Genomic DNA, 24,651 nt, shown 5'->3' on the forward strand with positions numbered 1-24,651 from the left:
ATTTTATAATGGTGAACATGCGGGAGGGATCATGAGTACACGCGAAGTTCTGGAGATGGCCATGGCCCTGAAGCCGGAAGAGAAGTTTCTTGTCGTCGAGGGTCTGCTGAAGAGCCTGGACGAACCGGACAGGAAGCTGGAGGAAATCTGGTTCGAGGAAGCCGAAAAAAGGCTGCATGCATACCGCAAGGGATCTCTGCGGGGCATCGCGATGGAAGAAATTTTCGGTTAGCGGCAATGAGGATAGTTTTTTCCGAATTTGCCAAGCTGGAAATGGACGACGCGGCCTCGTTCTACGAACTGCAATTCGAAGGCCTCGGGGATTCATTCAAATCGGAGGTCCGCAAGGCTGCCTTGCGTATCGCCGACTATCCCCGCGCCTGGTCTCCCGGGCGCGGGGAAGTCAGAAAATGTCTGCTGCACAGGTTTCCCTTCAGCATCCTGTATTCCATCGAACCCGACCACATCTTCATCATCGCCGTCGCCCACCAGCACCGCCGGCCGGATTATTGGGCTGAACGCTGACGCTGAATATCTCCAAACCGCTCTACAGCCCCCGGTAGCGCTGCGCGCCCATGACCCGGTGGAACTCCTCGAATCGCGGAGTCTGCACCGCCCCCTTCTTGTCAGCCCAGCCCAGATCCCTGAAGCGCGAGCCCTGGATCTGGACGAGGACCCGCGTACCGCCGGGCCCCAGAACCAGGGTCTCATAGGCGCGGACCACCTCCCGCAGCTTCGCCTTCTCCACGGCCGCGACCAGCCGCTCCAAACCGTCGAAGGCAGCGTTGCCCAGGCGCAGGTCCGTCTCGTACCAGCCGAACTCCTCGTCCAGGGTGTCCGGGGTCTTGGTCAGCGAGGCCAGCACGCCCTGGCGCACGCTCTCGAACTCTTCGTCCGTCACGCCGCGCAGCTGCGACAGGGCCTTGAAGTAGAACGACTCGAAGCGGTCCGCCAGGTCGGCTGTGCCCGCCACCGGGCTCTGCACCCCAAAGCCGATGCCCGCCCCGTGAGCGAACATGACCGGGAAGCTCGTGGCCACGTAGCCGAGCTGCTCCTCGGTGCGCAGCCGGCTGTAGAAGCGCGTGGACAGCAGGCCCTCCAGCAGGAGCATGCGCGCCCTGGATTCGGGGCCCACGGCCGGGTCCAGGAACATTTCAACCAGGGCGCTGTCCTCCAGCACGCTGTCCCGCCGGTAGTCGGCCACGACGCCCCGCACGGGCAGTATGCGCGCGGCCTCGCCCGGCTCGCCGGCCTCAGGCCCGATGAAGGGCGCGACGGAATCCGCCACCGCCAGCACATCATCCTGCGTGACGTTGCCGAAACCGAAGACCGTGAAGCGCAGGTCGCGGCGCATGGCGGCCATGTAGGCCTTCAGGCCGTCCAGGGTCACGCCCCTGGTCGCCTCCTCCATGGCCCGGTGATCCCAGGACGGGACCTTGAGGAGGCCGCGCATGGCGCCCATGGCCTGGCCGAAAAGCCTCTGCTTCTCCATGTTGGCCAGACTTCTGAGCTGCTCGGTCCGGGCCAGTTCGAACTCATCGGCCGTGACCTCCTGGTTCAGGAAGCCCAGCACTCGGGGCAGCAGGTCGGCCTGATGCTGGCTGAAGCCGTCGATACGGATCAGGACGCCCTCGTCGCCGGAAACCGAAAGGTTCAGTCCCGCTTCCTGGGCCTGATAGCGAAGGCCGGCCTGCTTCTGGTCCCAGAGCTCCAGGAGCACGCCCTGCATGGCCGTCTGCTCCAGGGTCCCGGCGATGTGCGCCGACTGCAGCCTGGTCATGAGGATGGCCCTGGGCTCGCGCCGGAACTGGGACTGGCCCTGCCAGACCGTCAATCCTGGCCGGTCGGCCAGCTTGCGGGGGCCTTTGCCGCCGTCGCGGTGCACTAGGGAGAAATCATCGGGCACAAAGGGATTGAGGTCCGGCAGGGCCAGCTTCATGCCCTGCCCCAGCTCCGCCCAACGCGCCGTGTCGGCCGCGGCGACGGGGCGCACGCTGTAGGGTGTCTGATAGAAGAAGGCCTCGCGGTCCGTCGGCTGGTCCGGACCTACGTGGAAAATGCGGGCATTGGCCGGCGTGAGCATCCCCACCAGCTCCCTGACCGCCGCGGCGTCATAGGAATCCAGCCGGTAGGGACCGTAATTGACGTCCTCCACCGGGTGGCGGAGCATGGTCCCCGCGGCCTCGGCCACATAGTCGAAGCCGCTCGTCAGGGGCGCGAAGCGGAACTCCATGGACATCATGTTCCCAAGCTGGTCGACGTACTCCTGGCCGATGCCCCTGGACCGCAGCATGTCGAGATAGGAGAAGACCGTGGCCAGGATCTCGTCGCGCCGCCGGTCGCCGTCCTCCGTCAACTGCAGAAAGAGGGACATGGTCACGCCGTTGCGCAGGGACGTCGTGTCCCCGCCTGCGGAAAGCCCCAGGACAAGTCCGCGCCCGCGCAGGTTCGCCACCAGGGAATTGTCGGTCTCGGTGCCGAGCACCGCGGCCGCGACCTGCAGGGGCTTGGTGGACGGATTGTCGAACTTCTGCGGCAGTACGAAATCGATGGTCATGCTGCGGGTCTCACGCACGGGCCGGACACCGAAGACCACGCCGCGCTCGGCGTCCGTCACCGGAGGGACCGAGGGCTCGCGGACCTGCGCCCCCCGGTCGGGAATGACGCCCAGCTCGGACCGGGCCAGACGCTCCAGCTCGTCCAGGCTCTGGGGCCCGTAGAGCACGCCTTTCATCAGGTTGGCCGAGTACCAGGTGTGGTGGAAGCGGACCAGTTCGTCGTGCAGACGGCTGCCCGGCTTGTCCGACAGGGTTTCGAGATTGCCGCCCGTGAAGCGCGTGGCCGGGTGGGCCGGGTTGAGGGTCGAAAGGGTCAGCATGGCGATTCGCCGGCCGTCGCTGTGCTTCTTGGACTCCATTTCGGCGTTGACGGCGTTGCGTTCCTTGTCGGCGTAGACCGGGTCGAGCAGGGGCCGGGCCAGGGTGTCGGCCATGCGGCGCAGGGCCTCGGGAAAGGCCGGCGGGTCGACCTCCATCATGTAGGTCGTGGAGGTGTATCCCGTGGCCGCGTTGGTCTGGCCGCCGTTTCTGGTTATGAAGGACTGGTACTCCTCGGCCCCGGGATAGGACTCGGAGCCCAGAAACAGCATGTGCTCCAGGTAGTGCGCCAGGCCCGGCTGGGAGTCGGGGTCGTCGAGGCTGCCCACGGGCAGGGCCAAGGCGGCGGCGGCCTTGGAGGCGCGCTCGTCGTGGACCAGCAGAACCGTGAGGCCCGAGTCCAGGGTCAGAGCGCGGTAGTCGCGGTAATCGGTGTCGGAGACGCGCACCTGGGCCGCCAGAGCCTGGGTCGCGACGAGCAGAAAGAGCATGACGAAGCGGAATATGCGCATGGCTGCACCTCGGGTGGTCGTGTGGAAAACGGGCGTCGCCGTCTCGCTCGACGAGCCCGGGCGACGAAAGGTTACGGTAAAACCGTTCGGGGCGACGTCAAGGGCTAGTCCGAAAGGGCCAACCGCGCCCCGAGTCCGGCCAGAAGGCCGCCGCCCAGGCGCTTGAGCCACAGCGCGGCCCGGCCGGTTCCGGCCAAGCGGCGATGCACGGCTCCGGCCGCCACGGCCACGAATAGGCACCACAGGGTGCCCGTGGCCACGAAGGTCAGGCCGAGCATCAGGAAGGCCAGGCCAGGATGGGTCGCGCCGGGGACGATGAACTGCGGGAGGAGGGCGAGGAAGAAGAGGGCCACCTTGGGGTTCAGCACGTTGGTCGCCACGCCCTGGAGATAGATGCGGCCCAGGGTCCGGGGCGCCGTTTCGAGCTTCCCGGGGCCTTCGGGCCGAGACAGCAGCATGGTCAGGCCGAGCCAGACCAGGTAGGCGGCGCCTGCCCATTTGACGATCTGGTAAGCCGTGGCCGAGGCGGCGACGATGGCCGTCAGCCCCGCGGCGCCGAGCAGGGTGTGGACCACGGCGCCGCTGCCGATGCCTAAGGCCGAGACCATGCCCGCCCCGCGCCCTTGGGAGACGCTGCGGCCAAGGATGTAAAGGGTGTCTGGACCGGGATAGAGGTTCAGCGTCACGGCCGTGAGCAGAAAGAGCGGATAGTGGACGATGTCGAACATGAGTTCCTCCTGCCGAAGAAGGCTTGCCCCGGGGCGGGCCTGCGTGTAGCCCGTGCCCATGAACGCCTTCCTCAAGCTCCTGAAAGATTCTCCCGGCGGCCCGGTCTTCAACCCTTGGCACCAGCGCGACCCGCTGCACGACGCCTCAAACCGGGCGCCCGCCGTACGGCGCGAGCAGCTCGCCTCCTATCTCGGAGAGCGCCGAAAGGCCACCACCATTCTCCTGGCCGAGGCCCTGGGCTACCAGGGCGGCCACTTCACGGGCATCGCCATGACCTCCGAGCGCCTGCTGCTGGGGTACCTGCGTCACAAGGGGCTGGGCCCGGAGATGGTCTTCGCGGCCGCGCCGCGCCGCACCAGCCGCGAGGACGTGCGCCCCGACGGCTTCACGGAACCCACGGCGACCATCGTCTGGGGCGCCATGCGCGAACTGGGCGTGGACCCGCGCGACGTCATCCTGTGGAACGCCTTCCCCTGGCATCCCTACAAGCCGGGCATCGGGCTCCTGAGCAACCGCACGCCCACGGAAGACGAGGTGCTGCTGGGCAGACCCGTGCTCCTGGCCCTGAAGTCCTTCGTCCCCCAGGCCGAAATCCTGGCCGTGGGTCAGAAGTCGGCGGCCCTGCTGGCGAACATGGGCATCACCGCCCCGGCCCTGCGGCACCCGGCCAACGGCGGGGCCGGGCAGTTCCGGGAGCAGTTCGCCCGCATCGTGAAAAATCGGATCGGATGAACGGCATGCGTTGACACGGCCCCTCGCCCTCGGGATATGGTGCAGGAAAATTCACCCCGGAGGCGAACATGAAATACCAGAGCCCATACACCCCCGACTTCAGCAAACGCGACCCCCTGCCCGGCGTGGCCGAGGAATTCCCCGGCCGCTGGTCCCCCCGCTCCTTCGTCAGGTCGCCTATCCCGGCCGAGGACCTGGCCGTCATCTTCGACGCGGCCCGCTGGACGCCGTCCGCCTACAACGAACAGCCCTGGCGCATCCTGACCTCCACCCCCGAGACCTTCGACACGTTCCTGGGCCTTTTGGTCGACGCCAACCAGAAATGGGCGAAAAACGTCTCCCTCATCGGGTTCATGGTGGCCAGGAAGAACTTCACCCACAACGGCAAGCCCAACTCCACGGCCGTGTTCGACTGCGGCTCGGCCTGGATGTCCCTGACCATGCAGGCCCGCAAACTCGGTCTCTATACCCACGGCATGGCCGGCATCCGAAAGGACGCCATCTACGAGGCCTTCGGCATCGACCGGGAGGAATACGAGGTCGTGGCCGGCTTCACCATCGGCATCCTGGACCTGAAGGAGAAGCTCGACAAGCCCTATGCCGACTGGGAGGGGCCGTCGCCGCGCAAACCCCTGCCGGAAGTCTGGAAGCAGGGAGCCTGGTAAAAGAACGGGCCGCGCTCCACCTGGAACGCGGCCCTTTTTCGTGCGCAGGGACGGCCGTCAGGCCCCGAAGATCTTTTTGCGGAACATGAAGAAGGCAGCGCCGAGGATGCACAGGCCGGCCCAGACGTAGTCCATGCTGGGCTTCTCCTTCATGTAGATGATGGAAAAGGGGATGAAGACCGACAGGGCGATGCACTCCTGCAGGATCTTGAGCTGGCCGACGTTCATGACCTGATGCCCGATGCGGTTGGCCGGGACCTGCAGCAGGTACTCCAGCAGGGCGATGCCCCAGCTGGCGAAGGCCGCGATGACCCACGGCGTGTGGGACAGGTTGCGCAGATGCCCGTACCAGGCGAAGGTCATGAAGATGTTGCTCAGGGACAGCAGAATGATGGTTGTCAGATAGAAACGCATGGCGCCCGCCTCGGCCCGGACCGGGCCGCAATCGTGGAAGATATGGATGCGGCTGGGTGTAGCAGGGCCCCGGGAAAAAACAAGACGTCCGCCAAAAAAATAAACTCTTTTATTCCAAGAAGCTACATCAGCCCATCGGCCATCCTGTACGCCTTCTCACGACCTTCGCAGAAAAATGGACTCGTCGAGCCTCCCGAACGGATCAAAGGCAGCCTTGCGGGCGAAGTGCACGGCCAGGAAGGCCGAGACCGTGGCCGCCGTGAAGATCGCGATCATGATCATGATCTGGTAGGCGATGGCCACGGCCGGGGACGAACCGCCCAGGATCTGGCCGGTCATCATGCCCGGCAGGGAGACGATGCCCATGGTCGCCACGGTGCCCAGCTGCGGGCCCACGGCCGCGCGCAGGGCGCTGCGCAGGAAGGGCCGCACGGCCTCGGACTCGCTGGCCCCCAGGGTCAGGTACTGGATGTGCATGTCGCGGTTGGCGCGCAGGTCCGAAAAGAAGCGGTCCAGGGCCACCACGTTGCTGCGCAGGATGTTGCCGAGCACCATGCCCATGAGCGGAACGAGATAGCGGGCCGAACCCAGGGTGGCGGGGTCGAAGACCAGCAGGAACCCGGCCAGGGTCAGCAGGGACGTCATCAGGTGGGCCGGCAGGACCGCCCGCAGGCACCTGCGCCACGACAGACCGCTCTGGCGCAGGATGGAGCCCGTGGCCACGACGATCATGACCAGCACCCAGGCCACGTTGAGGGCCAGCAGGTCCAGGCGAAAGACCCATTCGAGGTACACGGCCACCAGCCCGAGCTGCACGGCCATGCGCAGCATGGACACGATCAGGTCGCGGGTCAGCCTGAGCTGCAGGTGGCGGAAGACGGCCACCGGAAAAACGAGCATGACGGAAAAGAGGATCAGGGCCGGGATGGAGATGACCATGGTTTCGTTCATGGGAGCCTCCGGAGCTTTCCCGATTCGAGGGCGATCTCGGCGAAGCCGAAATCGAACCACTGCCGGTTGTGGGTCACGGCCAGGACGGTACGCGCCGTGTCCTGTGCGAAATAACGGACCACGGCCTCCAGGGACTCCTGGTCCAGGCTGGAGGTGACCTCGTCCAACAGGCAGAAGGAGCGCTCCAGCTGCAGGCCCTGGATGATGGTCAGGCGTTGCTGCTCCCCTCCCGACAACCGCCCGTAGGGGCTCGAGCGCAAAGCCGGGTCCAGGCCCATGGCCTCCATGAGGTGGTCCTGCATGGCCCGGTCCGCGCGGCGGGCGCGGTTGGCGGCGAAGGTGAAGGGCAGGTCCAGGTACTGTCCGGCCGAGCCGTCGAAAGGCAGCGGCTTCTGCCCGATGTAGAGGAAACGGGCGCGGTGTTCGGCCTGGTCCGCGGCGGTCACCGTGCGGCCGTCCCAAAGCACCTCGCCCTCGTCCACGGGCTCGAACAGCAGGGCGACCTTGAGGATGGTCGATTTTCCCGCCCCGGACGGTCCCGTCAGCACCAGGTGTTCCCCCGGAGTAACGGCCAGGTCGACCCGGTCAAGGATGACCCGCCCGCCCCGGCGCACGGTCACATTGCGAAGTTCCAGCATGTTCTCTCCATGAAATGACGAATCGATGACCCAACATTGCAGGCACGCTGCGGAAGATCAAGGCCGGGATCTCCCGCCCTGCCACAGCGTCATTCCCGCGCAGGCGGAATCCATCTTCGGACGGAACGAAACCAAGGGCATGAGCCCCGCCTGCAAAATACCCCCTACGCCTTCCCCTCCAGCAATTCCAACAGCACCGAGCCCAGCGCGGGCCCGTCGTGATCGGCGTGGGCGTAGCGCACCCGGGCCACGGGCTTGCCTATGCGCAGCACGCGCGCGATGTCGATGGGCGTGCCCGAAACCACGGCGTCGCAGGGCACGGCAGCGATGGTCGCCTCCAGGTCGCGGATCTGCCCCGGGCCGTACCCCATGGCCGGCAGCACGGGGCCGATGTCCGGATACGCGGCGAAGGTCTCGTCCAGACTGCCGGCGAGCCAGGGCCTGGGGTCCACCAGCTCGGCCGCCCCGCACTGCCGCGCGGCCAGGAAGCCCGCCCCGTGGGGCATGCCGCCGTGGGTCAGGGTCGGGCCGTCCTCGACCACCAGGACGCGACGCCCCCGGATGAGCTCCGGACGGTCCACGGTCAGGGGCGACCTGGCCAGGACGATGCGCGCCCCCGGATTGCAGGCCCGGATGTTCGCGAGCACGGCCTCGACCTGATCCGGCCGGGCCGTATCGACCTTGTTGATGACGGCCACGTCGCACATGCGCATGTTCGTCTCGCCGGGATGGTAGAGCAGTTCGTGCCCGGCACGGTGCGGGTCGAAGACCGTGACGTGCAGGGCGGGCCTGTAGAACGGCGTGTCGTTGTTGCCGCCGTCCCAGACGAGGACGTCCGCCTCGGCCTCGGCCTGCGCCAGAATCCTGGAGTAATCCACCCCGGCGTAGACCACCACGCCCATGTCCAGGATGGGCTCGTACTCCTCCCGCTCCTCGATGGTGCAGCGATGAAGGTCCAGATCGGCGTGGGAGGCGAAACGCTGCACGGCCTGGGCGCGCAGGTCGCCGTAGGGCATGGGGTGGCGCACGATGACCACCCGGCGCCCATCCTCCTGAAGCACGCGGACGATCTCGCGGCTGACCTGGGACTTGCCGCAGCCCGTGCGCACGGCGCACACGGCCACCACCGGCCTGGTCGTCGGCAGCATGGTGTAGGTTGCCCCGGCGATCATGAAGTCCGCGCCCGCGGCCGTGACCAGGGAAGCCTTGTGCATGACCTCGTTGTGGGTGATGTCGGAATAGGAAAAGACCACGAGGTCGACGGAGAACCCCCTGATGAGGCGCGCAAGCTCCGAGTCGGCGAAGACCGGGATGCCCTCGGGGTACATGTCCCCGGCCAGTTCCGGGGGGTAGACGCGGCCGTCGATGTCCGGAATCTGCGTGGCCGTGAAGCAGACCACGCGGTAGCGCGGGTTGCCGCGGAAATAGATGTTGAAGTTGTGGAAATCACGGCCGGCCGCGCCCATGATGATGACCTTTTCGACCATGGCAACCTCCATGCCCAGCTCTGTCCGACAAAATGGAAATTAAATATAGATATTGGAAATATAACATTCCAAATAGGGCATCGCGTCGACGCCCTCTATTTTCAAGCCATTATCATCAAAATGGAAACAAATAATTCCAGACGGACGCAGAACCGAGTATCACGCAGCGGTCGGCTCCGACGGGAAAGCGACCACGCCCCCCCCCGCAAACCCTTGCCGTTTCTGCATTGACCATTTTTCCGTCCGGCTTTGCCTGCTTCCTCGCGTTGTGGTAAGCTTTTTGCCATGAGTCCCGCATCGTTCCCTTCAACCCAGGCACAAGACGCAGCGCAAGGAGCTCGAACATGATCGTCGGCGTTCTCAAGGAAATCAAGACGCAGGAAAACCGGGTCTGCATGACGCCGGCCGGTGTGGAAGTCATGAAGCAGCACGGGCACACCGTGCTGGTGGAAAAGACGGCCGGTGTGGGCAGCGGCTTCGCTGACGCCGACTATGAGGCCGCAGGGGCTAAAATCGTCGCAGCCCCGGCGGACATCTACGGCCAGTCCGACATGGTCATGCACGTCAAGGAGCCCCAGCCTTCCGAATACGGCCTGATCCGCCCCGGACAGGTCGTCTTCACCTATTTTCATTTCGCGGCCGACGAGAAGCTGACCCGCGAGTTCATGCGGACCGGCTCCGTGGCCATCGCCTACGAGACCGTAACCGGCCCCCAGGGCGGCCTGCCGCTCCTGACACCCATGAGCGAGGTGGCCGGACGGATGGCCGCCCAGGAAGCCGCCAAGTACAATGAGCGCGTCCACGGCGGCCGTGGCATCCTGCTGGGCGGCGTGACCGGCGTGGCCCCGGCCAACGTCCTGGTCCTCGGCGGCGGCATCGTCGGCACCAACGCGGCCATGATGGCCGCCGGCCTGGGTGCCCGCGTCCACATCCTGGACATGAACCTCGACCGCCTGCGCTACCTCTCGGAGATCATGCCCAAGAACGTCACGCCGCTGATGAGTTCCCCGGCCAAGATCCGCGAACTGGCCAAGGAGGCCGACGCAGTCATCGGCGCGGTCCTCGTGGTCGGTGCCAAGGCGCCCAAGCTCGTGACCCGCGAGATGTTCAAGGACATGAAGCCGGGCTGCGTGCTCGTGGACGTGGCCATCGACCAGGGCGGCTGCTTCGAGACGTCGAAGCCCACCACGCACACGGACCCGATCTACGAGGTGGACGGCATCATCCACTACTGCGTGGCCAACATGCCCGGCGCCGTGCCCATCACCTCGACCATGGCCCTGACCAACGCCACCCTGCCCTACGCCCTGCAGATAGCGGACAAGGGCTGGCAGGCCGCCTGCAAGGAAAACCCGGGGCTCAAGAACGGCCTGAACATGGTTGGCGACAAGATCACCTTCAAGGGCGTGGCCGACGCCTTCGGCCTGCCCTACACGCCGGCCGAATCCTGCCTCTAGGAGTGGAAGAAACCCGCCTTTCGAAAGGCCGCTCCTTCACCGGGGCGGCCTTTTTGTCTTCCTGCGCACCGCGCTCGTCCCTCGACGAAGCCCCGGCGTTGACGGTATGGACGGAACACGGACGCCGCCGCACCCTTCCGGCCGACCCCAACCAACAGACAAGGAGGCTCCCATGCGCCTCGCACTGCTCTGCATCATTCTCCTGCTCTCCACGCCGGTCCTGGCCGCGCAACAGGTGGAGATCATCGAACTGCGCCACCGCACGGTCGAGGATGTCCTGCCCGTGCTGGAGCCCCTCGTCGAGCCGGGCGGGGCGCTGTCGGGCATGAACGGGCATCTCATCGTGCGCACCTCGCCCGCCAACCTTCAGGAGCTGCGGAAGGTGCTGGCCGTCATCGACCAACCCGTCCGCCAGCTGCTCATCCGCGTCAGCCAGAGCCGCGAGACGAGCGGCGCGAGGCGGTCCCTGGGCGTGTCCGGCGCAGTCGAGGTCGGCGACAACGTGCGTGTCGTCGCGCCGGGAGGGAACATGCCCGGCGGAACCGGGGTGGAGGTGCGCAGCGGCGGGTCGGCCGCCGGAGTGTACGGGCAGGACGTCCGAAGCAGCTCCTCGAGCGGCGCGGACCAGTTCGTGCGGGTCATGGACGGGGGCGAGGCCTTCATCAGGGTCGGCCGGTCCCTGGCCGTGCCCTTCCGCCGCGTAGAGATGCGGCCGGGCGGCGTCAGGGCCAGCCAGGGCGTGGTCTACGTCGACATCGGACAGGGATTTTCCGCCGTACCGCGCCTGTCGGGCGACCGCGTGACCATCGAGATCAGCCCGCAGTTCGACAGCCTCGCAGGCCGCGGACGCGACGTGGACACCCAGAGCCTCTCGACCACGGTTACGGGACGACTGGGGGAATGGATCGAACTCGGCGGCGGCGCCAGCCGAACGGACGAAAGCACGGGAAGCCCCACGGGCGCCGCGGCGCAGGAAACGCGCGACACCCGCAGCGTCTGGCTGCTGGTCGAGGAGGTGCGCTGAACCAGGGGCGCTCCGGCCCTCCCCGCACCCTCAGCCCTGCAGAGGAATCTGCAGCTCGACCTGGTTGTCCGCACTGCCCTCGTCAATCCAGTCCAGGTAGACCTCGCGGCCGACGGGCTGCAGCGCCTCGCCCCTTTGCAGGGCCTGCGGCGTGAAAGCGCTCCAGGCCGGCCCGATCCCCTTCATGGGCCCGCGGTACACGGTGCTCAGGCATTCGTGGGCGGCAACCTCCGCGCACGCGAAAGCGCCCTGACCGCGGCAGGCGTCAACCGAAAAACCGACCTTCATGGTGAACTCCCTGTCGGGAGAGCCGTCGCACCCTTCGTAGGTGAAGACGCAGGGACCGGTCACGGCCATGCCCCGGCTCTCGGCTTCGGCCAGGAGCATGGGGATGATCTTTTCGGCGTAGGCCGGGACATCGGGAATGGTCAGGGTCGTGACGGCCTCGATGGCCGTGTATGCCGGGATGCGCTTGCGCTCGATCTGCATGGGCCCTCCTTGGGGGGTCAGTGTTTCCGGGTTCAGTCAAAGGCGGCCACGATGGCGTCGAGCTGCGCCGCGATGCGCGAGGCGATGTCCGCGGTCTGGTCCGGCCGCAGGGGCAGCAGCGCGGCAAAGCCGGGCCTGATGGGCGGAGGGCCGCACTCGCCGCTGCACCCCAGGCCCATGGCGTGGACGACAAGGTCCGCCAGATGTAGGACGCCGGGCAGCATGGAATCCGGCGCCTTGAGGGGGTCGTGATGAAAGCCTGCGGCCTGGCTCAGGGATCTGGGCATACCCCAGCCCTCCAGGAGATGACGGCCCATGGTCCCGTGGTCCACGCCGAAGAAGAGGACCTCCTCGTCCATGAGCGGCCGGCCGTGCCGGAGGCCGCTGTTGATGCAGTACCGGGAGCGCTCCGGAAAGGCCGTGAAGAAGTACAGCCGGCCGATGTCGTGCAGCAGGCCCGCGACAAAGGCCTGCTCCGGCTCCACGGCCTTCGTGGCTTCGGCCAGGGCCTTGCTGGCCAGGGCGCAAGCCAGGCAATGTTCGAGGAAGGTTCGCATGTCGACCACGGACGCAGGAATCACCCCGAACTGCTCGACCATCAGCAAACTCGAGGCCAGCATGCCCACTTCCTTCTGCCCCACGATGGTCACGGCCCGCGAGACGGTCTCGACCTTGCCGTGGCAGCCATAAAGGGGGGAGTTAACCAGGCGCAGGAGGCGCGCCGTGAGCCCAGGGCTCTGCCCGATGATGGACACGATCTTCCGGCTGGAGGGTTCGGGGGTGGAGAGTTCCCGGTTCAGTTGGAAGGCCACGGCCGAGAGCTGCGGCGGCTCGAAGCTGTCCAGGCAGAAGGTCGGCAGCTCTTCGGGGGACGGGGTGTCCCCCACGGGCTTCCGGCATTCCCGCAACAGCGCAGGCAGCCCCTTTTCCATGCGCTGCGCCTCGGCCTCGACGCGCAGGCCGAGCAGGACGGGTCCGGGGGGAATGGCCATGTCGTGGCCCGCATAGTACTTGCGCGCCCGCTCGGTGGCCTTGGCCAGCAGCGAGGGGTTGAGGGGCGCATGCTCCCCGACGACGGACACGGTCGAAACGCCGCGCTGGCGCAAGGCCTCGATGGCGCTCCCGTTCAGGGTCGCGCCGCGCGGGTAGAGGACGCGTCCCGTACCGTCCGTGATGTCCGCCGCCAGGGTCTCACCTGGCGTGACGCGATCGATGAGCTTCTCCATGCCGTCCCTCCATGCGCAGACAACGAATCTCCGACCATTTCCTCATCTATGCGGCGGGGCAAAAAAACGCAACCGCAGGGCGTTCGAGACCACGAAGACCGAGCTCATGGCCATGGCCGTGCCGGCCAGCATGGGGCTCATGGTAGGCCCGCCGAAAAGGTGCAGAAGGCCGGCCGCCACCGGGATGCCGATGGTATTGAAGGCGAAGGCCCAGAACAGGTTCTGGCGGATGTTGCGCATGACCGCGCGGCTTAAGGAGAGCGCCGTGAGCACGCCCGAAAGGTCCTCGCGCATGAGCACCACGTCGCCCGACTCCATGGCCACGTCCATGCCCGAGCCCATGGCCACGCCCAGGTCGGCCCGGGCCAGGGCCGGGGCGTCGTTGATGCCGTCGCCGACCATGCCGACCACCCGGCCTTCCTGCTGCAAGGCCTCGATCTCCTCGGCCTTGCGGTCGGGCAGCACCCCGGCCACGACCCGCTCGATGCCGAGTTTCCCGGCCACGGCGCGGGCCGCGCGTTCGGAGTCGCCCGTCAGGAGCACGACCTCCATGCCCAGCTCCCGCAGCCGCTTGACCGTCGACGCGGACTCGGGCCTGATCTGATCGCTGATGGCCAGCAGGCCGGCCAGGCGCCCGTCAACGGCCACATGGACCACCGTGGCCCCCTGCCCTTCCAGGCGCGCGCGGTCCGCGGCCGCCGCGGCCGGATCGATGCCCAGAGCGCGCATCATCAGCTCGTTGCCGATGGCCACCCGCCGGCCATCGGCCTCGGCGCTCACGCCCTGTCCGGGCACGGCCGAAAAGCCCGAGGCCTTGGGCACGGTGCCTCCCGCCGCGGCCACCACGGCCCGGGCCAGGGGATGCTCGGACTGGGCCTCCACGGCCGCGGCCAGCCGCACCAAGCCGTCCCTTTCAAAACCCTCGCCCCGCGCCGTCCAGACCTCGGCCAGCACGGGCTTGCCCACGGTCAGCGTCCCGGTCTTGTCGAAGACCAGGGTGTCGAGCTCCCCGGCCCGCTGCAGGGCGCGGCCGGACTTGATGAGCACGCCCAGCTGCGCGCCGCGCCCCGTGCCGACCATGATGGACGTCGGCGTGGCCAGGCCCATGGCGCAGGGGCAGGCGATGACCAGCACCGAGATGGCGATGCGCAGGGCGAAGACGAAGGGCTCGTCGCTGAAGAAGTACCAGGCCAGACCCGAAACCAGGGCCAGGGCCATGACCACGGGCACGAAATAGTAGCTGATGGTGTCGGCCAGGCTGGCGATGGGGGCCTTGGAGCCCTGGGCGTCGCGCACCAGGCGCACGATGCGGGCAAGCATGGTGTCCTCGCCCACCAGGGAGGCGCGCATGACGAAGGAACCCGTGGTGTTCAGGGTGCCGCCGAAGACCGTGTCGCCGGGGGCCCGGCGCACGGGCAGGGGTTCGCCCGTGAGCATGGACTCGTCCACGTGGCTCTCCCCCTCGGCCACCTCGCCGTCCACGGGCAGACGCCCGCCAGGGCGGATGCGCAGCAGGTCGCCGGGTTCGATCTCTTCCACCGGGATCTCACGCTCGCCGCTCCCCTCCACCAGGAAAGCCGTGTCCGGGGCCAGGGCCATGAGGGCGCGCACCGCGCCCGTGGTGCGGGACACGGAGCGGGCCTCGAAATACTTGCCCAGCGATATCATGGCGATGAGCACGGCCGCGGACTCGTAATAGAGGTCCATAGCCCGGGCCATGGCGTCCACCCCGAGCCAGATCTCGACCGTGTTCCACAGGGAGTAGACCAGGGCCGCGCCCGTGCCCACGGCCACCAGGGAGTCCATGTTCGGGGCGCGGCGGGCCAGGGCCGGGAAGCCCACGAGATAGAAGCTGCGCCCGCTCCAGACCACGGGCAGGGTCAACAGGAGCTGGGCCAGGGCGAAGGCGCCGGGCGCGTGCATGGGGTCGAGCCAATGCGGCAGAGGCAGGCCCCACATGTGGCCCATGGACAGGACCAGGAGCGGCAGGGCAAAGGCCATGGCCCATACCACGCCGCGCCTCTTCTCGGCCAGGCGGGCGGCGATGCGCGCCTCCTCCTCCCCGGCCTTCTCCCGGCGCGGCAGGTCCGTGGTGAAGCCCGCGTCGTGGATGGCCTGGCGCAGGGCGCGCTGGGACACCTTCGACGGGTCGAAGACGAACCGCCCGCTCTCGGCCCCGAGGTTGACCGCGGCCTCCTTCACGCCGTCCATGCCGGCCGCGATGCGCTCGATGCGCGACGAGCAGGCCGCGCAGTGCATGCCGCCGATGCGCAGCTCAAGCACCGTCTCGGCGGCCGGCTCCTCCACGCTGAAGCCCATGTCGCGCACGCGCCCCAGAATTTCGTCCAGTTTCACACCGCCCGCGTCGTAGCGCAGGTCCATCTCGCCTGTGGCCAGGTTGACGGAGATCCCCTCCACGCCGGGCATGCCCCCGACCACCTTCTCGATGCGCGACGAACAGGCAGCACAGTGCATTCCCCCGACGGTCAGACGTTTCGCTTCGCTACCCATGCGCACCTCCCAGCCTTTATTCCAATTTTTTCAGGACTTTTTCCATTCTGCAGGGCGGACGATACGTACCCGCCCTACGTACATGATTGACTGATCAATCCCAATGGACTAGCAACTCTTTCTACAAAAATCCATGTCCGAAATTCTTCGGAGCATCATCGCGTTGAGACAAACGAATTGGTTGTTCAACCAGGAGCCTGTACTGCATCGGCTCCGCAACTTCGGAGGAAGTATGTCCGTTGATGCCACCATGCATGTCGCGCGCCCGAGCCGCCGGGATGCATACCTCGACTGGATCCAGATGCTCACGGGCGTCGGTCTGGTCCTGTTCATGGCCTTCCACACCCTGCTCACCTCGTCCATCATCTTCGGCGCGGGGGCCCTGGACGGCGTCGCCGGCTTCCTGGAGACCCTGCACCTCGACACCCTGGCCCACATCTTCGTTCCCATCCTCTTCTTCACCCACTTCGTCGTGGCCGCCCGCAAGATCCCCTTCAGAAGCGAAGGTCAGACCGCCATCTGGCGCGACGCCAAGCTCCTGCGCCACCGCGACACCTGGCTTTGGATCGTGCAGGCCGTTTCGGCCATGATCATCCTCGTTCTGGGCGCCATCCACATGTGGACCAACATCAACGACGCGGCCATCCTGGCGACCACGTCCACGGCCCGCGTGCAGAGCGGCGGCTGGACGTTCTTCTACCTGCTGCTTGTGCCGCTGGTGCAGCTGCACATCTTCATCGGCGTGTACCGCATCGGCGTGAAGTGGGGTTTCATCACCGACGCCCTGCGGCCCAAGGCCGTGAAGATCCTGACCATCGTCTTCGGCTGCGTCACCGCCCTGGCCCTCATCGCCCTGGCCCGCTACGCCACCATGACCGTCTAATTTCAGGGAGCTGCCATGTACACCCATACTTCTGATCTGTTGGTCATCGGCGCCGGACTCTCGGGCGAACGCGTGGCCGTGGAGTCGGCCCTGGCGGGGTTCGACGTCGTCTGCCTGTCCATCGTGCCGGCCAGGCGCTCCCACTCCTCCGCGGCCCAGGGCGGCATGCAGGCCGCCATCGGCAACTGCGCCATGGGCGAGGGGGATAATCCAGATGTGCATTTCCTGGACACGGTCAAGGGCTCGGACTGGGGCTGCGACCAGGAAGTGGCCCGCATGTTCGCCGACACCGCGCCCATCGAGATGCGCCGCCTGGCCCACTGGGGCGTGCCGTGGAACCGCGTCGTGCCGGGCAAATCCTTCTATTTCAAGGGCGGCGAGAAGTTCGAGAAGTTCGAGAAGCCCGAGAAGGAAGGCCTCATCACGGCCCGCTCCTTCGGCGGCACGGCCAAGTGGCGCACATGCTACACCTCCGACGGCACGGGCCACGCCGTCATGTGCACCATGGACAACAAGTGCGCGGAGCTTGGCATCACGGTCCTGGACCGCAAGGAGGCCATCTCCCTCATCCATGACGGCGAGAAGTGCATGGGCGCGGTGGTGCGCTGCCTGCGCACGGGCAAGCTCGAAGTCTTCCTGGCCAAGGCCACGGTCGTCTGCACCGGCGGCTACGGGCGGCTCTACACGGCCACGACCAACGCCGTCATCTGCGACGGCGCGGGCAACGCCATTGCCCAGGAAACGGGCCTGGTGCCCATCGGCAACCCCGAGTCCATCCAGTTCCACCCCACGGGCATCGTGCCCACGGACATCCTCGTGACCGAAGGCTGCCGCGGCGACGGCGGCACGCTCCTCGATGTGAACGAGGAGCGCTTCATGCACATCTACGAGCCCGAGAAGGCCGAACTGGCCTCCCGCGACGTGGTCGCCCGGCGCATGACCGAACACATGCGCGCAGGCAAGGGCGTGCAGTCGGCCTACGGCGAGCACCTCTGGCTCGACATCCGCCACCTCGGCGACAAGCACATCTCCACCAAGCTCCGCGAGGTCGACGAGATCTGCAAGAACTTCCTCGGCGTGGACGCCCGCACCCAGCTCATCCCGGTCCGCCCGACCCAGCACTACACCATGTCCGGCATCCGCACGGACAAGACCGGCGCGGCCTATGGCCTGAAGGGCCTCTTCTCGGCCGGAGAGGCGGCCTGCTGGGACATGCACGGCTTCAACCGCCTGGGCGGCAACTCCCTGGCCGAGACCGTGGTCGCCGGCGGCATCATCGGCAAATGCATCGTCGAATACCTGAGGGGCTGCGAGACGACCTACAGCACGGCCGCCATCAATGCCGAAGTCAAACGCCAGCAGCAGCGCATCGACGACCTCATCGCCGGGCGCCTGGGCAGGGAGAACGTCTACAAGGTCCGCTCCGAAATGCAGGAGGCCCTCATGAAGGGCTGCTTCGTCTTCCGCAACGAGAAGGACCTGCAGACCTGCATCGAGACCCTGCAGGGCGTGTACGACCGCGCCGGGAAAATCGGCCTGGTCTCGAACGGCCTGGGCGCCAACCACGAGCTGGCCGCGGCCCTCAAGCTGCGCGGCCAGGTGCGCCTGGCCCTGTGCATCGCCGCCGGGGCCCTGGCCCGCAAGGAAAGCCGCGGCAGCCACAACCGCGAGGACTACCCCGCCCGCGACGACCAGAACTGGCTCAACAGGACCCTGGCCTACTGGCCCGAAGGCGCCGACATGCCCGTGCTCAAGTACGAGGACGCCACCCCGTACTTCGAGATCCCCCCGGGCGAACGCGGCTACGGCGGAGGCAAGATCATCCAGGCCGATCCCGCACTGATCGCGGCCAAGACCATCAAGGGCAAATAAGGAGCACGCCATGGGCAGAATGCTGACCTTCGAAATATTCCGCTACAATCCCGAGGAAAAAGGAACCGAACCGCGCATGCAGACCTACCGGCTGGAGGAGACGGCGAACATGACCCTGTTCATCGTCCTCAACCGCCTGCGCGAGGAGCAGGACCCGAGCCTCATCTTCGACTTCTGCTGCCGGGCCGGCATCTGCGGGTCCTGCGGCATGGTCGTCAACGGCCGTCCGCGCCTGGCCTGCCAGACCAAGACCAAGGACCTGCCGGACCACATCGTCCTGCTGCCCCTGCCGGTCTTCAAGCTCGTGGGCGACCTGTCCGTGGACACGGGCGTCTGGTTCCGCGAAATGTACCAGAAGACCGAGTCCTGGGTGCACACCAGAAAGGTCTTCGACCCCGCCAAGGAAGAAGAGCGCATGGACAACGCCGTGGCTGAGCAGATCTACGAACTCGAACGCTGCGTGGAGTGCGGCTGCTGCATCGCGGCCTGCGGCACGGCCCGCATGCGCGACGACTTCCTCGGCGCCGCCGCCCTGAACCGCGTGGCCCGCTTCGTCGTCGACCCGCGCGACGAGCGCACCGACAAGGAGTACTTCGAGATCATCGGCAACGATTACGGCATCTTCGGCTGCATGGGCCTCTTGGCCTGCGAGGACGTCTGCCCCAAGCACTTGCCCCTGCAGAACCAGCTCGGCTTCCTGCGGCGCAAGATGGGCATCACCGCCATCAGGAACCTCTTCGGGAAATAGGCCATGCGCACCATCGACGCTACACAGATCATCGACACCGTGGCCCGGATGTGCATCGACGCCAACCGCAACCTCCCGCAGGACGTGCGCGCCGGCTTCACCCGCTGCGCTGCCGCCGAGGACGGAGCCGCGGCCAGGGAGATCTTCCGCCAGCTGACCGAGAACTATGAACTGTCCGAAAGGACCGGCCTGCCCCTGTGCCAGGACACAGGGCTGGCCGTGTTCTTCGTCGACGTCGGCGAGGACCTGCGCGTTGCGGGCATGAACATCCGCGAGGCCATCAACGAAGGCGTGCGCAAGGGCTACACCGAAGGCTTCCTGCGCAAGTCCGCCTGCGACCCGCTGACCCGCGCCAACACGGGGGACAACACCCCGGCCGTCATCCACTTCGACATCGTGCCCGGCGACAAACTGAAAATCGCCTTCATGGCCAAGGGGGGGGGGAGCGAGAACATGTCCCGCGTGACCATGCTCGCCCCGGCCCAGGGCTGGCCCGGCATCAGGAAGTTCGTCATCGAGCGCGTGGCCGAGGCCGGTCCCAACCCCTGCCCGCCGACCATCGTCGGCATCGGCATCGGCGGCACCTTCGACTACGCGCCCATCCTGGCCAAAAAGGCCCTGCTGCGAAAACTGGACGACGTGAACCCGGACCCCAAGCTGGCCGGCATGGAAAGGGAACTCCTCGAAGCCCTGAACAAGCTCGGCATCGGCCCCATGGGCCTGGGCGGCAGGACCACCTGCCTGGCCGTCAAGATAGCCATGAGCCCCTGCCACATCGCGAGCCTCCCCCTGGCCGTGAACATCCAGTGCCATTCCTCCAGACACCAGGAGGTGGAACTCTGATGGCCGAATATACGCTGCGCACACCTCTCACGGACGAAGACACGACCCGGCTCAAGGCCGGCGACGTGGTCCGGCTGACGGGCACCATCTACACGGCCCGCGACGCCGCCCACAAGCGCCTCTGCGGCCTGCTCGACAAGGGCGAACCCCTGCCCTTCGACCTGCAGGGCTCCGTCATCTACTACGTGGGCCCCAGCCCCGCGCCCCCCGGCCGCCCCATCGGCGCCGCCGGCCCGACCACCAGCTACCGCATGGACACCTACGCCCCGCGCCTGCACGCCCTGGGCTGCAAAGCCTCCGTCGGCAAGGGCAAGAGAAGCGACGCGGTCAAGCAGGCCCTCGCGGACCACAAGGCCGTCTACTTCGGCGCCACGGGCGGGGCCGGTGCCCTGCTGTCCAAGTGCATCACGGCGGCCAAAGTCATCGCCTTCGACGACCTGGGCCCTGAGGCCATCCGCGAACTGACCGTGGAAGACTTCCCGCTCCTGGTCATCAACGACTGCCACGGCGGCGAGCTGTACGTGCAGCCCGACCGGACGGCAGCTGGGCTGGAATAAGTAGGGTAGGAGGGAGATGCGGGGCGCTGCCCCGCGCCCCGCAAGGGGCTCGCCCCTTGACCCGGTTGGGCGGGATTGGCAGTCATGAACACGCTGCGTCTTGAACGCGGGCGTGACGTTTATTATTTTTATTCGTGTTAGGCGCAAAACGAGACACACGCGCACGCCCCGTGCGAATATGTGCACCATTGTAGGGGCGAAAAATTTTTCGCCCCTACGGTGCGGGATACGCACGGCCCGATCACCGAAATTGTCAACGCCGCCCATGCGGCATCACATGGAGGACAACATGGCCCTTTTCACACCCCAGGAAGCGCTGGATTACCATTCCGAAGTCCGTCCCGGCAAAATCGAGGTCGTGCCGGTCAAGCCCTACTCCACCCAGAAGCACCTGACCATGGCCTACAGCCCGGGCGTGGCCGAGTCCTGCCTGGCCATCGCCAAGGACCCGGACCTGACCTACAAGTACACCGGGCGCGGAAACCTCGTGGCCGTGGTCTCCAACGGCACCGCCGTCCTGGGCCTGGGCAACATCGGCGCCCACGCAGGCAAGCCCGTCATGGAAGGCAAGGGCCTGCTCTTCAAGATTTTCGCCGACGTCGACGTCTACGACATCAACCTCGACGTGACCGACCCCGACAAGCTCTGCGAGATCGTCAAGGCCATGGAGCCCACCTTCGGCGGCATCAACCTCGAAGACATCAAGTCCCCGGAATGCTTCTACATCGAGGACAAGCTCAAAAAGGAAATGGGCATCCCGGTCTTCCACGACGACCAGCACGGCACGGCCATCATCTCCGCCGCCGGCCTGCTCAATGCGCTCGAAATCACGGGCAAGAAGATCGGCGACCTGCGCATGGTCGTATCCGGCGCCGGCGCCGCGGCCATCTCCTGCACCCGGCTGTACGTGGCGCTGGGCATGAAGCTCGAAAACATCGCCATGTTCGACTCCCGCGGGCACATGCACCTGGGCCGCACGGACCTGAACGAGCAGAAGCGGGAATTCGCCACCAAGAAGGCCTACGGCTCCCTGGCCGAGGCCATGGTCGGAGCCGACGTCTTCCTGGGCCTGTCCAAGGCCGGCGTGGTCAGCAAGGACATGGTCAAAGGCATGGCCAAGGACCCCATCATCTTCGCCTGCGCCAACCCGGTCCCGGAAATCTCCTACACCGACGCCAAGGAAGCCCGCCCCGACGCCATCATGGCCACGGGCCGCTCGGACTACCCCAACCAGATCAACAACGTCCTGGGCTTCCCCTTCATCTTCCGCGGCGCCCTGGACGTCATGGCCACCAACATCAACGAAGAAATGAAAATGGCCGCCGCCAAGGCCCTGGCCGACCTGGCCAAGCAGCCGGTGCCGGACTACGTCCTCGAAGCCTACGGGGTCGACAAGCTGGAATTCGGCATCGACTACATCATCCCCAAACCCGTTGACCTGCGCCTCATCGAGTTCGAGTCCGCCGCCGTGGCCCAGGCCGCCATGGACACGGGCGTGGCCCGCAAGCCCATCGCCGACATGGACGCCTACAAGGCCTCGCTGCGGGAAAGGATCACCAAGTCCCGCGAACGCCTCGACGCCTTCGTGAAGAGCTACCCGCAGATCTTCTGATCGGCGTCCGAAGCCCAAAAAGAACCGCCCCGTCAGCGTAAGCCGGCGGGGCGGTGTTGTCTAAGGGGATGGCGGCCGCAGTGATGGAGCATGAACCGCACGCTTGTCACTGCGAAAATCGAGGAGCGTTCACCGCAGCTTGAAATGCACCGGCAGGATGGCCTGGCAGGCCACGGGCACGCCGCGGGCCGTGGCCGGACGGAAGCGGGAGCGCATCACGGCCTCGCGGGCGGACGCGTCCAGACCGTAGCCTGGCGTCTGGAGCACATCGATGGCCGCGACTGCGCCGGACGCGTCGAGGGAAATCTTCAGCACCACGGTCCCTTCCTTGCCCAGCCGCCGGGCCTCGCGCGGGTACTCGGGCATGGCCATGCGCGCGATCGCGGGCCCGCCCGGGGTCCCGAAACTGAGCAGCCCGCCCTCGCCCCCTCCTTGGCCGCGTCCCTCGCCGCCAGGCCCCCCGCCTGCGCCGGGCCCGTTTCCCTTGGCCGGTACGCCGTCGCCTCCCGCAGCGGCTGCACCGACGCCGCTGCCCGTGGGGTCGCCAGTCCCTGCGCCCGAAACGGTTCCAGCCGCTACGGCGGCAGGTTCTCCCGGAGATTCCTGAGAGTCATGTCCTGGGAGCGATTCATTTTCAGGGCGAGGGGATTCCGGCGGCTCGGAACGAACGGGTTCCGGCTGGGGAGGTGCTGTTTCTTTGGGGGCAAGCGCTTCGGGTGCGACAGGCTTTGGCTTGGGGGAGGATGCGGCGGGGCGGACATCAGGCTGTCTGGGTGCGACGTGCCGCGCGGGTTGGGTCTCAGACGCATCCTCCGACTTCTCGGCGCCAAGAAGGGGCAGAAGATCGGACATGCGTCCCGCGAACGCGTCCGTTTCGCCACTGCCGAGCGCGGCGCCGGCTTTTTCCCCCGCCCCGGCTCCCCGGCCGTCCCGGGCGCCGCCCCCGCCGGAAATTCCGGCGAGCTCCAGGGACAGCAGTCGTGGTCCGGTCATGCCCCACCAGGGCACGAACCACAGCCTGACCGCGCCGAAAACCGCGACGTGCACCAGCAGGGCGCAGAAGACGGCCAACAGGAAATGCCCAGTTGTAACGCGGCGCCAAAAATTGTCAGGTCCAGCGGCGCCATTTTTCCCGTGGACGCCCCCCGGGGCTTGACCTATGTTTTCGGTGGCCTGCCCGTCCATGGCGCGCAGGCACTCACATTGCGGGGGTTCCCCCTGCGCATCAAGGACATCATCGTGGACCAACAGCTCATCATCGCCGCGGGCCGGGAAAAATCGCTGTTCCGGCGTCATCCGTGGATCTTTTCCGGTGCGGTGGCCTCTGTCAAGGGCCGCCCCAAATCAGGGCAGACCGTCGATGTTCTGGGACAAAACAGCCAGTGGCTGGCCAGGGCCGCCTTTTCGCCCAAATCCCAGATCCAGGGCCGGGTCTGGACCTTCGATGCGGACGAACGGATCGATGCCGAATTCTTCCTGCGCCGCATTGGCCAGTCCGCCGCCAGACGCCGGAGGCTCGAAACCGAAAGCGACGCCCTGCGCCTCGTACAATCGGAATCCGACGGCCTGCCGGGCCTCATCCTGGACCGCTACGCCGCGGTCCTCGTCTTCCAGCTCCTGACGGCCGGTGCCGAATTCTGGCGGGCGGAGATCATCGCGGCGTTGCGCACCCTGTTTCCGGACGACGCGATTCTGGAACGCTCCGACGTGGACGTGCGGGCCAAGGAGGGACTGGCCGAGCGGATCGAAGCCGTGCATGGCGAAATCCCGGAGCTTGTCGAAATCCGCGAGAACGGCGTGCGCCTCCTGGTCGACGTCAGAAGCGGCCACAAGACCGGCTTCTACCTCGACCAGCGTGACAGCCGTCTGGCCGTGGGCCGGGCCGCGGCCGGGGCCGAAGTCCTGAACTGCTTCTCCTACACCGGCGGCTTCGGCCTGGCCGCACTTCGGGGCGGGGCAAAAAGCGTCACCCAGCTCGACGCCTCGGCCCCGGCCCTGGAACTGGCCGTCCGCAACCGCGCCCTGAACGGCTTCGCCCCCGATTCCATGACCACGGTCTGCGGCGACGCCTTCCAGATCCTGCGCGCCTGGCGCAAGGAAGGCCGCACCTTCGACCTCATCGTCCTGGACCCTCCCAAGTTCGTCGACTCCAAGGCCAGCCTCACCCGCGCGGCCCGCGGCTACAAGGACGTCAACCTCTGCGCCTTCCACCTCCTGCGCCCCGGCGGCCGCCTCTTCACCTTCTCCTGCTCGGGCCTGATGGAGGACACCCTGTTCCAGAAAATCGTGGCCGACGCGGCCCTGGACGCAGGGCGCACCGGACGGATCGTGCGCAGGCTTACGCAGGCCCCGGACCACCCGGTGGAGCTTGCCTTTCCGGAGGGGGCGTATCTGAAGGGGCTCGAAATCGAGGTAGAGTGAGAGG

23 protein-coding genes are annotated in these 24,651 nt (G+C 66.8%); 13 read left to right on the plus strand and 10 right to left on the minus strand.

Annotated elements, in window-relative coordinates; genetic code table 11:
• Positions 1-31 precede the first annotated feature (31 nt).
• Both G394_RS0102350 and G394_RS0102355 read left to right on the plus strand, forming a co-directional pair.
• Positions 32-232: an addiction module protein gene (locus G394_RS0102350; RefSeq protein WP_028576278.1), complete on the plus strand. Its 201-nt coding sequence runs from the start codon at positions 32-34 to the stop codon at positions 230-232.
• Between the two features lie 5 nt (positions 233-237).
• Positions 238-525 (plus strand): type II toxin-antitoxin system RelE/ParE family toxin, encoded by a 288-nt coding sequence (locus G394_RS0102355; RefSeq protein WP_028576279.1) that lies wholly within the window; start codon positions 238-240, stop codon positions 523-525.
• Between the two features lie 22 nt (positions 526-547).
• Here the strand turns inward: G394_RS0102355 and ptrA are convergent, their stop codons facing one another.
• Both ptrA and G394_RS0102365 read right to left on the minus strand, forming a co-directional pair.
• Positions 548-3,388, minus strand: coding sequence for a pitrilysin (ptrA, locus tag G394_RS0102360; protein WP_028576280.1), 2,841 nt, complete (start codon positions 3,386-3,388; stop codon positions 548-550).
• A gap of 104 nt (positions 3,389-3,492) precedes the next feature.
• Positions 3,493-4,116 carry a LysE family translocator gene (locus G394_RS0102365; protein ID WP_028576281.1) on the minus strand — a complete coding sequence of 208 codons (624 nt, stop codon included), beginning with the start codon at positions 4,114-4,116 and terminating at the stop codon, positions 3,493-3,495.
• Between the two features lie 58 nt (positions 4,117-4,174).
• Between G394_RS0102365 and G394_RS0102370 the strand changes: the two genes are divergently transcribed.
• Positions 4,175-4,849, plus strand: a complete 675-nt coding sequence (locus G394_RS0102370; protein WP_051306893.1) for a uracil-DNA glycosylase — start codon at positions 4,175-4,177, stop codon at positions 4,847-4,849.
• A gap of 68 nt (positions 4,850-4,917) precedes the next feature.
• Positions 4,918-5,514, plus strand: a complete 597-nt coding sequence (locus tag G394_RS0102375) for a nitroreductase family protein (protein WP_028576283.1) — start codon at positions 4,918-4,920, stop codon at positions 5,512-5,514.
• 57 nt (positions 5,515-5,571) lie between these two features.
• Here G394_RS0102375 and G394_RS0102380 read toward each other — a convergent pair whose 3' ends face one another.
• The 4 genes from G394_RS0102380 to G394_RS0102395 all read right to left on the minus strand — a co-directional run bounded on the left by G394_RS0102380 (position 5,572) and on the right by G394_RS0102395 (position 9,004).
• Entirely contained in the window at positions 5,572-5,928 is a 357-nt protein-coding gene (locus G394_RS0102380; RefSeq protein WP_028576284.1) for a DMT family protein, read from the minus strand.
• Between the two features lie 156 nt (positions 5,929-6,084).
• Positions 6,085-6,879, minus strand: coding sequence for an ABC transporter permease (locus G394_RS0102385; RefSeq protein ID WP_028576285.1), 795 nt, complete (start codon positions 6,877-6,879; stop codon positions 6,085-6,087).
• Positions 6,876-7,517 (minus strand): ABC transporter ATP-binding protein, encoded by a 642-nt coding sequence (locus G394_RS0102390; RefSeq protein ID WP_028576286.1) that lies wholly within the window; start codon positions 7,515-7,517, stop codon positions 6,876-6,878. The genes G394_RS0102385 and G394_RS0102390 overlap by 4 nt, the downstream gene beginning before the upstream one ends.
• Positions 7,518-7,681: 164 nt before the next feature.
• Positions 7,682-9,004 carry a cyclic 2,3-diphosphoglycerate synthase gene (locus G394_RS0102395; protein WP_028576287.1) on the minus strand — a complete coding sequence of 441 codons (1,323 nt, stop codon included), beginning with the start codon at positions 9,002-9,004 and terminating at the stop codon, positions 7,682-7,684.
• A gap of 344 nt (positions 9,005-9,348) precedes the next feature.
• Between G394_RS0102395 and ald the strand changes: the two genes are divergently transcribed.
• Together ald and G394_RS17625 are read left to right on the plus strand one after the other, a co-directional pair.
• On the plus strand, positions 9,349-10,461 hold the full coding sequence (gene ald, locus G394_RS0102400) for an alanine dehydrogenase (RefSeq protein ID WP_028576288.1): 1,113 nt from the start codon (positions 9,349-9,351) through the stop codon (positions 10,459-10,461).
• Positions 10,462-10,633: 172 nt separating this feature from the next.
• Positions 10,634-11,485 carry a secretin N-terminal domain-containing protein gene (locus G394_RS17625; RefSeq protein WP_051306894.1) on the plus strand — a complete coding sequence of 284 codons (852 nt, stop codon included), beginning with the start codon at positions 10,634-10,636 and terminating at the stop codon, positions 11,483-11,485.
• A 30-nt stretch (positions 11,486-11,515) separates the two neighbouring features.
• On the opposite strand, the gene G394_RS0102410 is transcribed toward G394_RS17625, so the two are convergent.
• From G394_RS0102410 to G394_RS0102420, 3 genes are read right to left on the minus strand one after another with little or no spacing between them, the layout of a single operon-like run.
• Positions 11,516-11,974, minus strand: coding sequence for a GyrI-like domain-containing protein (locus tag G394_RS0102410; protein ID WP_028576289.1), 459 nt, complete (start codon positions 11,972-11,974; stop codon positions 11,516-11,518).
• Between the two features lie 32 nt (positions 11,975-12,006).
• Positions 12,007-13,200 (minus strand): HDOD domain-containing protein, encoded by a 1,194-nt coding sequence (locus G394_RS19930; RefSeq protein WP_028576290.1) that lies wholly within the window; start codon positions 13,198-13,200, stop codon positions 12,007-12,009.
• 42 nt (positions 13,201-13,242) lie between these two features.
• Entirely contained in the window at positions 13,243-15,711 is a 2,469-nt protein-coding gene (locus G394_RS0102420; RefSeq protein WP_028576291.1) for a heavy metal translocating P-type ATPase, read from the minus strand.
• Between the two features lie 232 nt (positions 15,712-15,943).
• On the opposite strand from G394_RS0102420, the gene G394_RS0102425 reads away from it, so the two are divergent.
• The 6 genes from G394_RS0102425 (at position 15,944) to G394_RS0102450 (ending at position 22,226) form a co-directional block, all read left to right on the plus strand.
• Positions 15,944-16,594, plus strand: a complete 651-nt coding sequence (locus G394_RS0102425; RefSeq protein WP_028576292.1) for a succinate dehydrogenase/fumarate reductase transmembrane subunit — start codon at positions 15,944-15,946, stop codon at positions 16,592-16,594.
• Between the two features lie 15 nt (positions 16,595-16,609).
• Positions 16,610-18,466: a fumarate reductase flavoprotein subunit gene (locus G394_RS0102430; RefSeq protein ID WP_028576293.1), complete on the plus strand. Its 1,857-nt coding sequence runs from the start codon at positions 16,610-16,612 to the stop codon at positions 18,464-18,466.
• 10 nt (positions 18,467-18,476) lie between these two features.
• On the plus strand, positions 18,477-19,214 hold the full coding sequence (locus tag G394_RS0102435) for a fumarate reductase iron-sulfur subunit (protein ID WP_028576294.1): 738 nt from the start codon (positions 18,477-18,479) through the stop codon (positions 19,212-19,214).
• 3 nt (positions 19,215-19,217) lie between these two features.
• Positions 19,218-20,057, plus strand: coding sequence for a fumarate hydratase (locus tag G394_RS0102440; protein WP_028576295.1), 840 nt, complete (start codon positions 19,218-19,220; stop codon positions 20,055-20,057).
• Positions 20,057-20,614 (plus strand): Fe-S-containing hydro-lyase, encoded by a 558-nt coding sequence (locus G394_RS0102445; RefSeq protein WP_028576296.1) that lies wholly within the window; start codon positions 20,057-20,059, stop codon positions 20,612-20,614. The genes G394_RS0102440 and G394_RS0102445 overlap by 1 nt, the downstream gene beginning before the upstream one ends.
• A 289-nt stretch (positions 20,615-20,903) precedes the next feature.
• Entirely contained in the window at positions 20,904-22,226 is a 1,323-nt protein-coding gene (locus tag G394_RS0102450; RefSeq protein WP_028576297.1) for a malic enzyme-like NAD(P)-binding protein, read from the plus strand.
• A gap of 129 nt (positions 22,227-22,355) precedes the next feature.
• On the opposite strand, the gene G394_RS21035 is transcribed toward G394_RS0102450, so the two are convergent.
• The gene (locus tag G394_RS21035; RefSeq protein ID WP_051306895.1) at positions 22,356-22,598 is read right to left on the minus strand and encodes an energy transducer TonB; all 243 of its coding nucleotides are present in this window, start codon (positions 22,596-22,598) and stop codon (positions 22,356-22,358) included.
• 408 nt (positions 22,599-23,006) lie between these two features.
• Between G394_RS21035 and G394_RS0102460 the strand changes: the two genes are divergently transcribed.
• Complete coding sequence (locus tag G394_RS0102460) at positions 23,007-24,647, plus strand: class I SAM-dependent rRNA methyltransferase (protein WP_245578245.1); 1,641 nt, start codon at positions 23,007-23,009, stop codon at positions 24,645-24,647.
• The last annotated feature ends 4 nt before the right edge of the window (positions 24,648-24,651 follow it).

The sequence above is a fragment of the Desulfomicrobium escambiense DSM 10707 genome (genome assembly GCF_000428825.1).
In the GTDB taxonomy this organism is placed as follows: Bacteria; Desulfobacterota; Desulfovibrionia; order Desulfovibrionales; family Desulfomicrobiaceae; genus Desulfomicrobium; species Desulfomicrobium escambiense.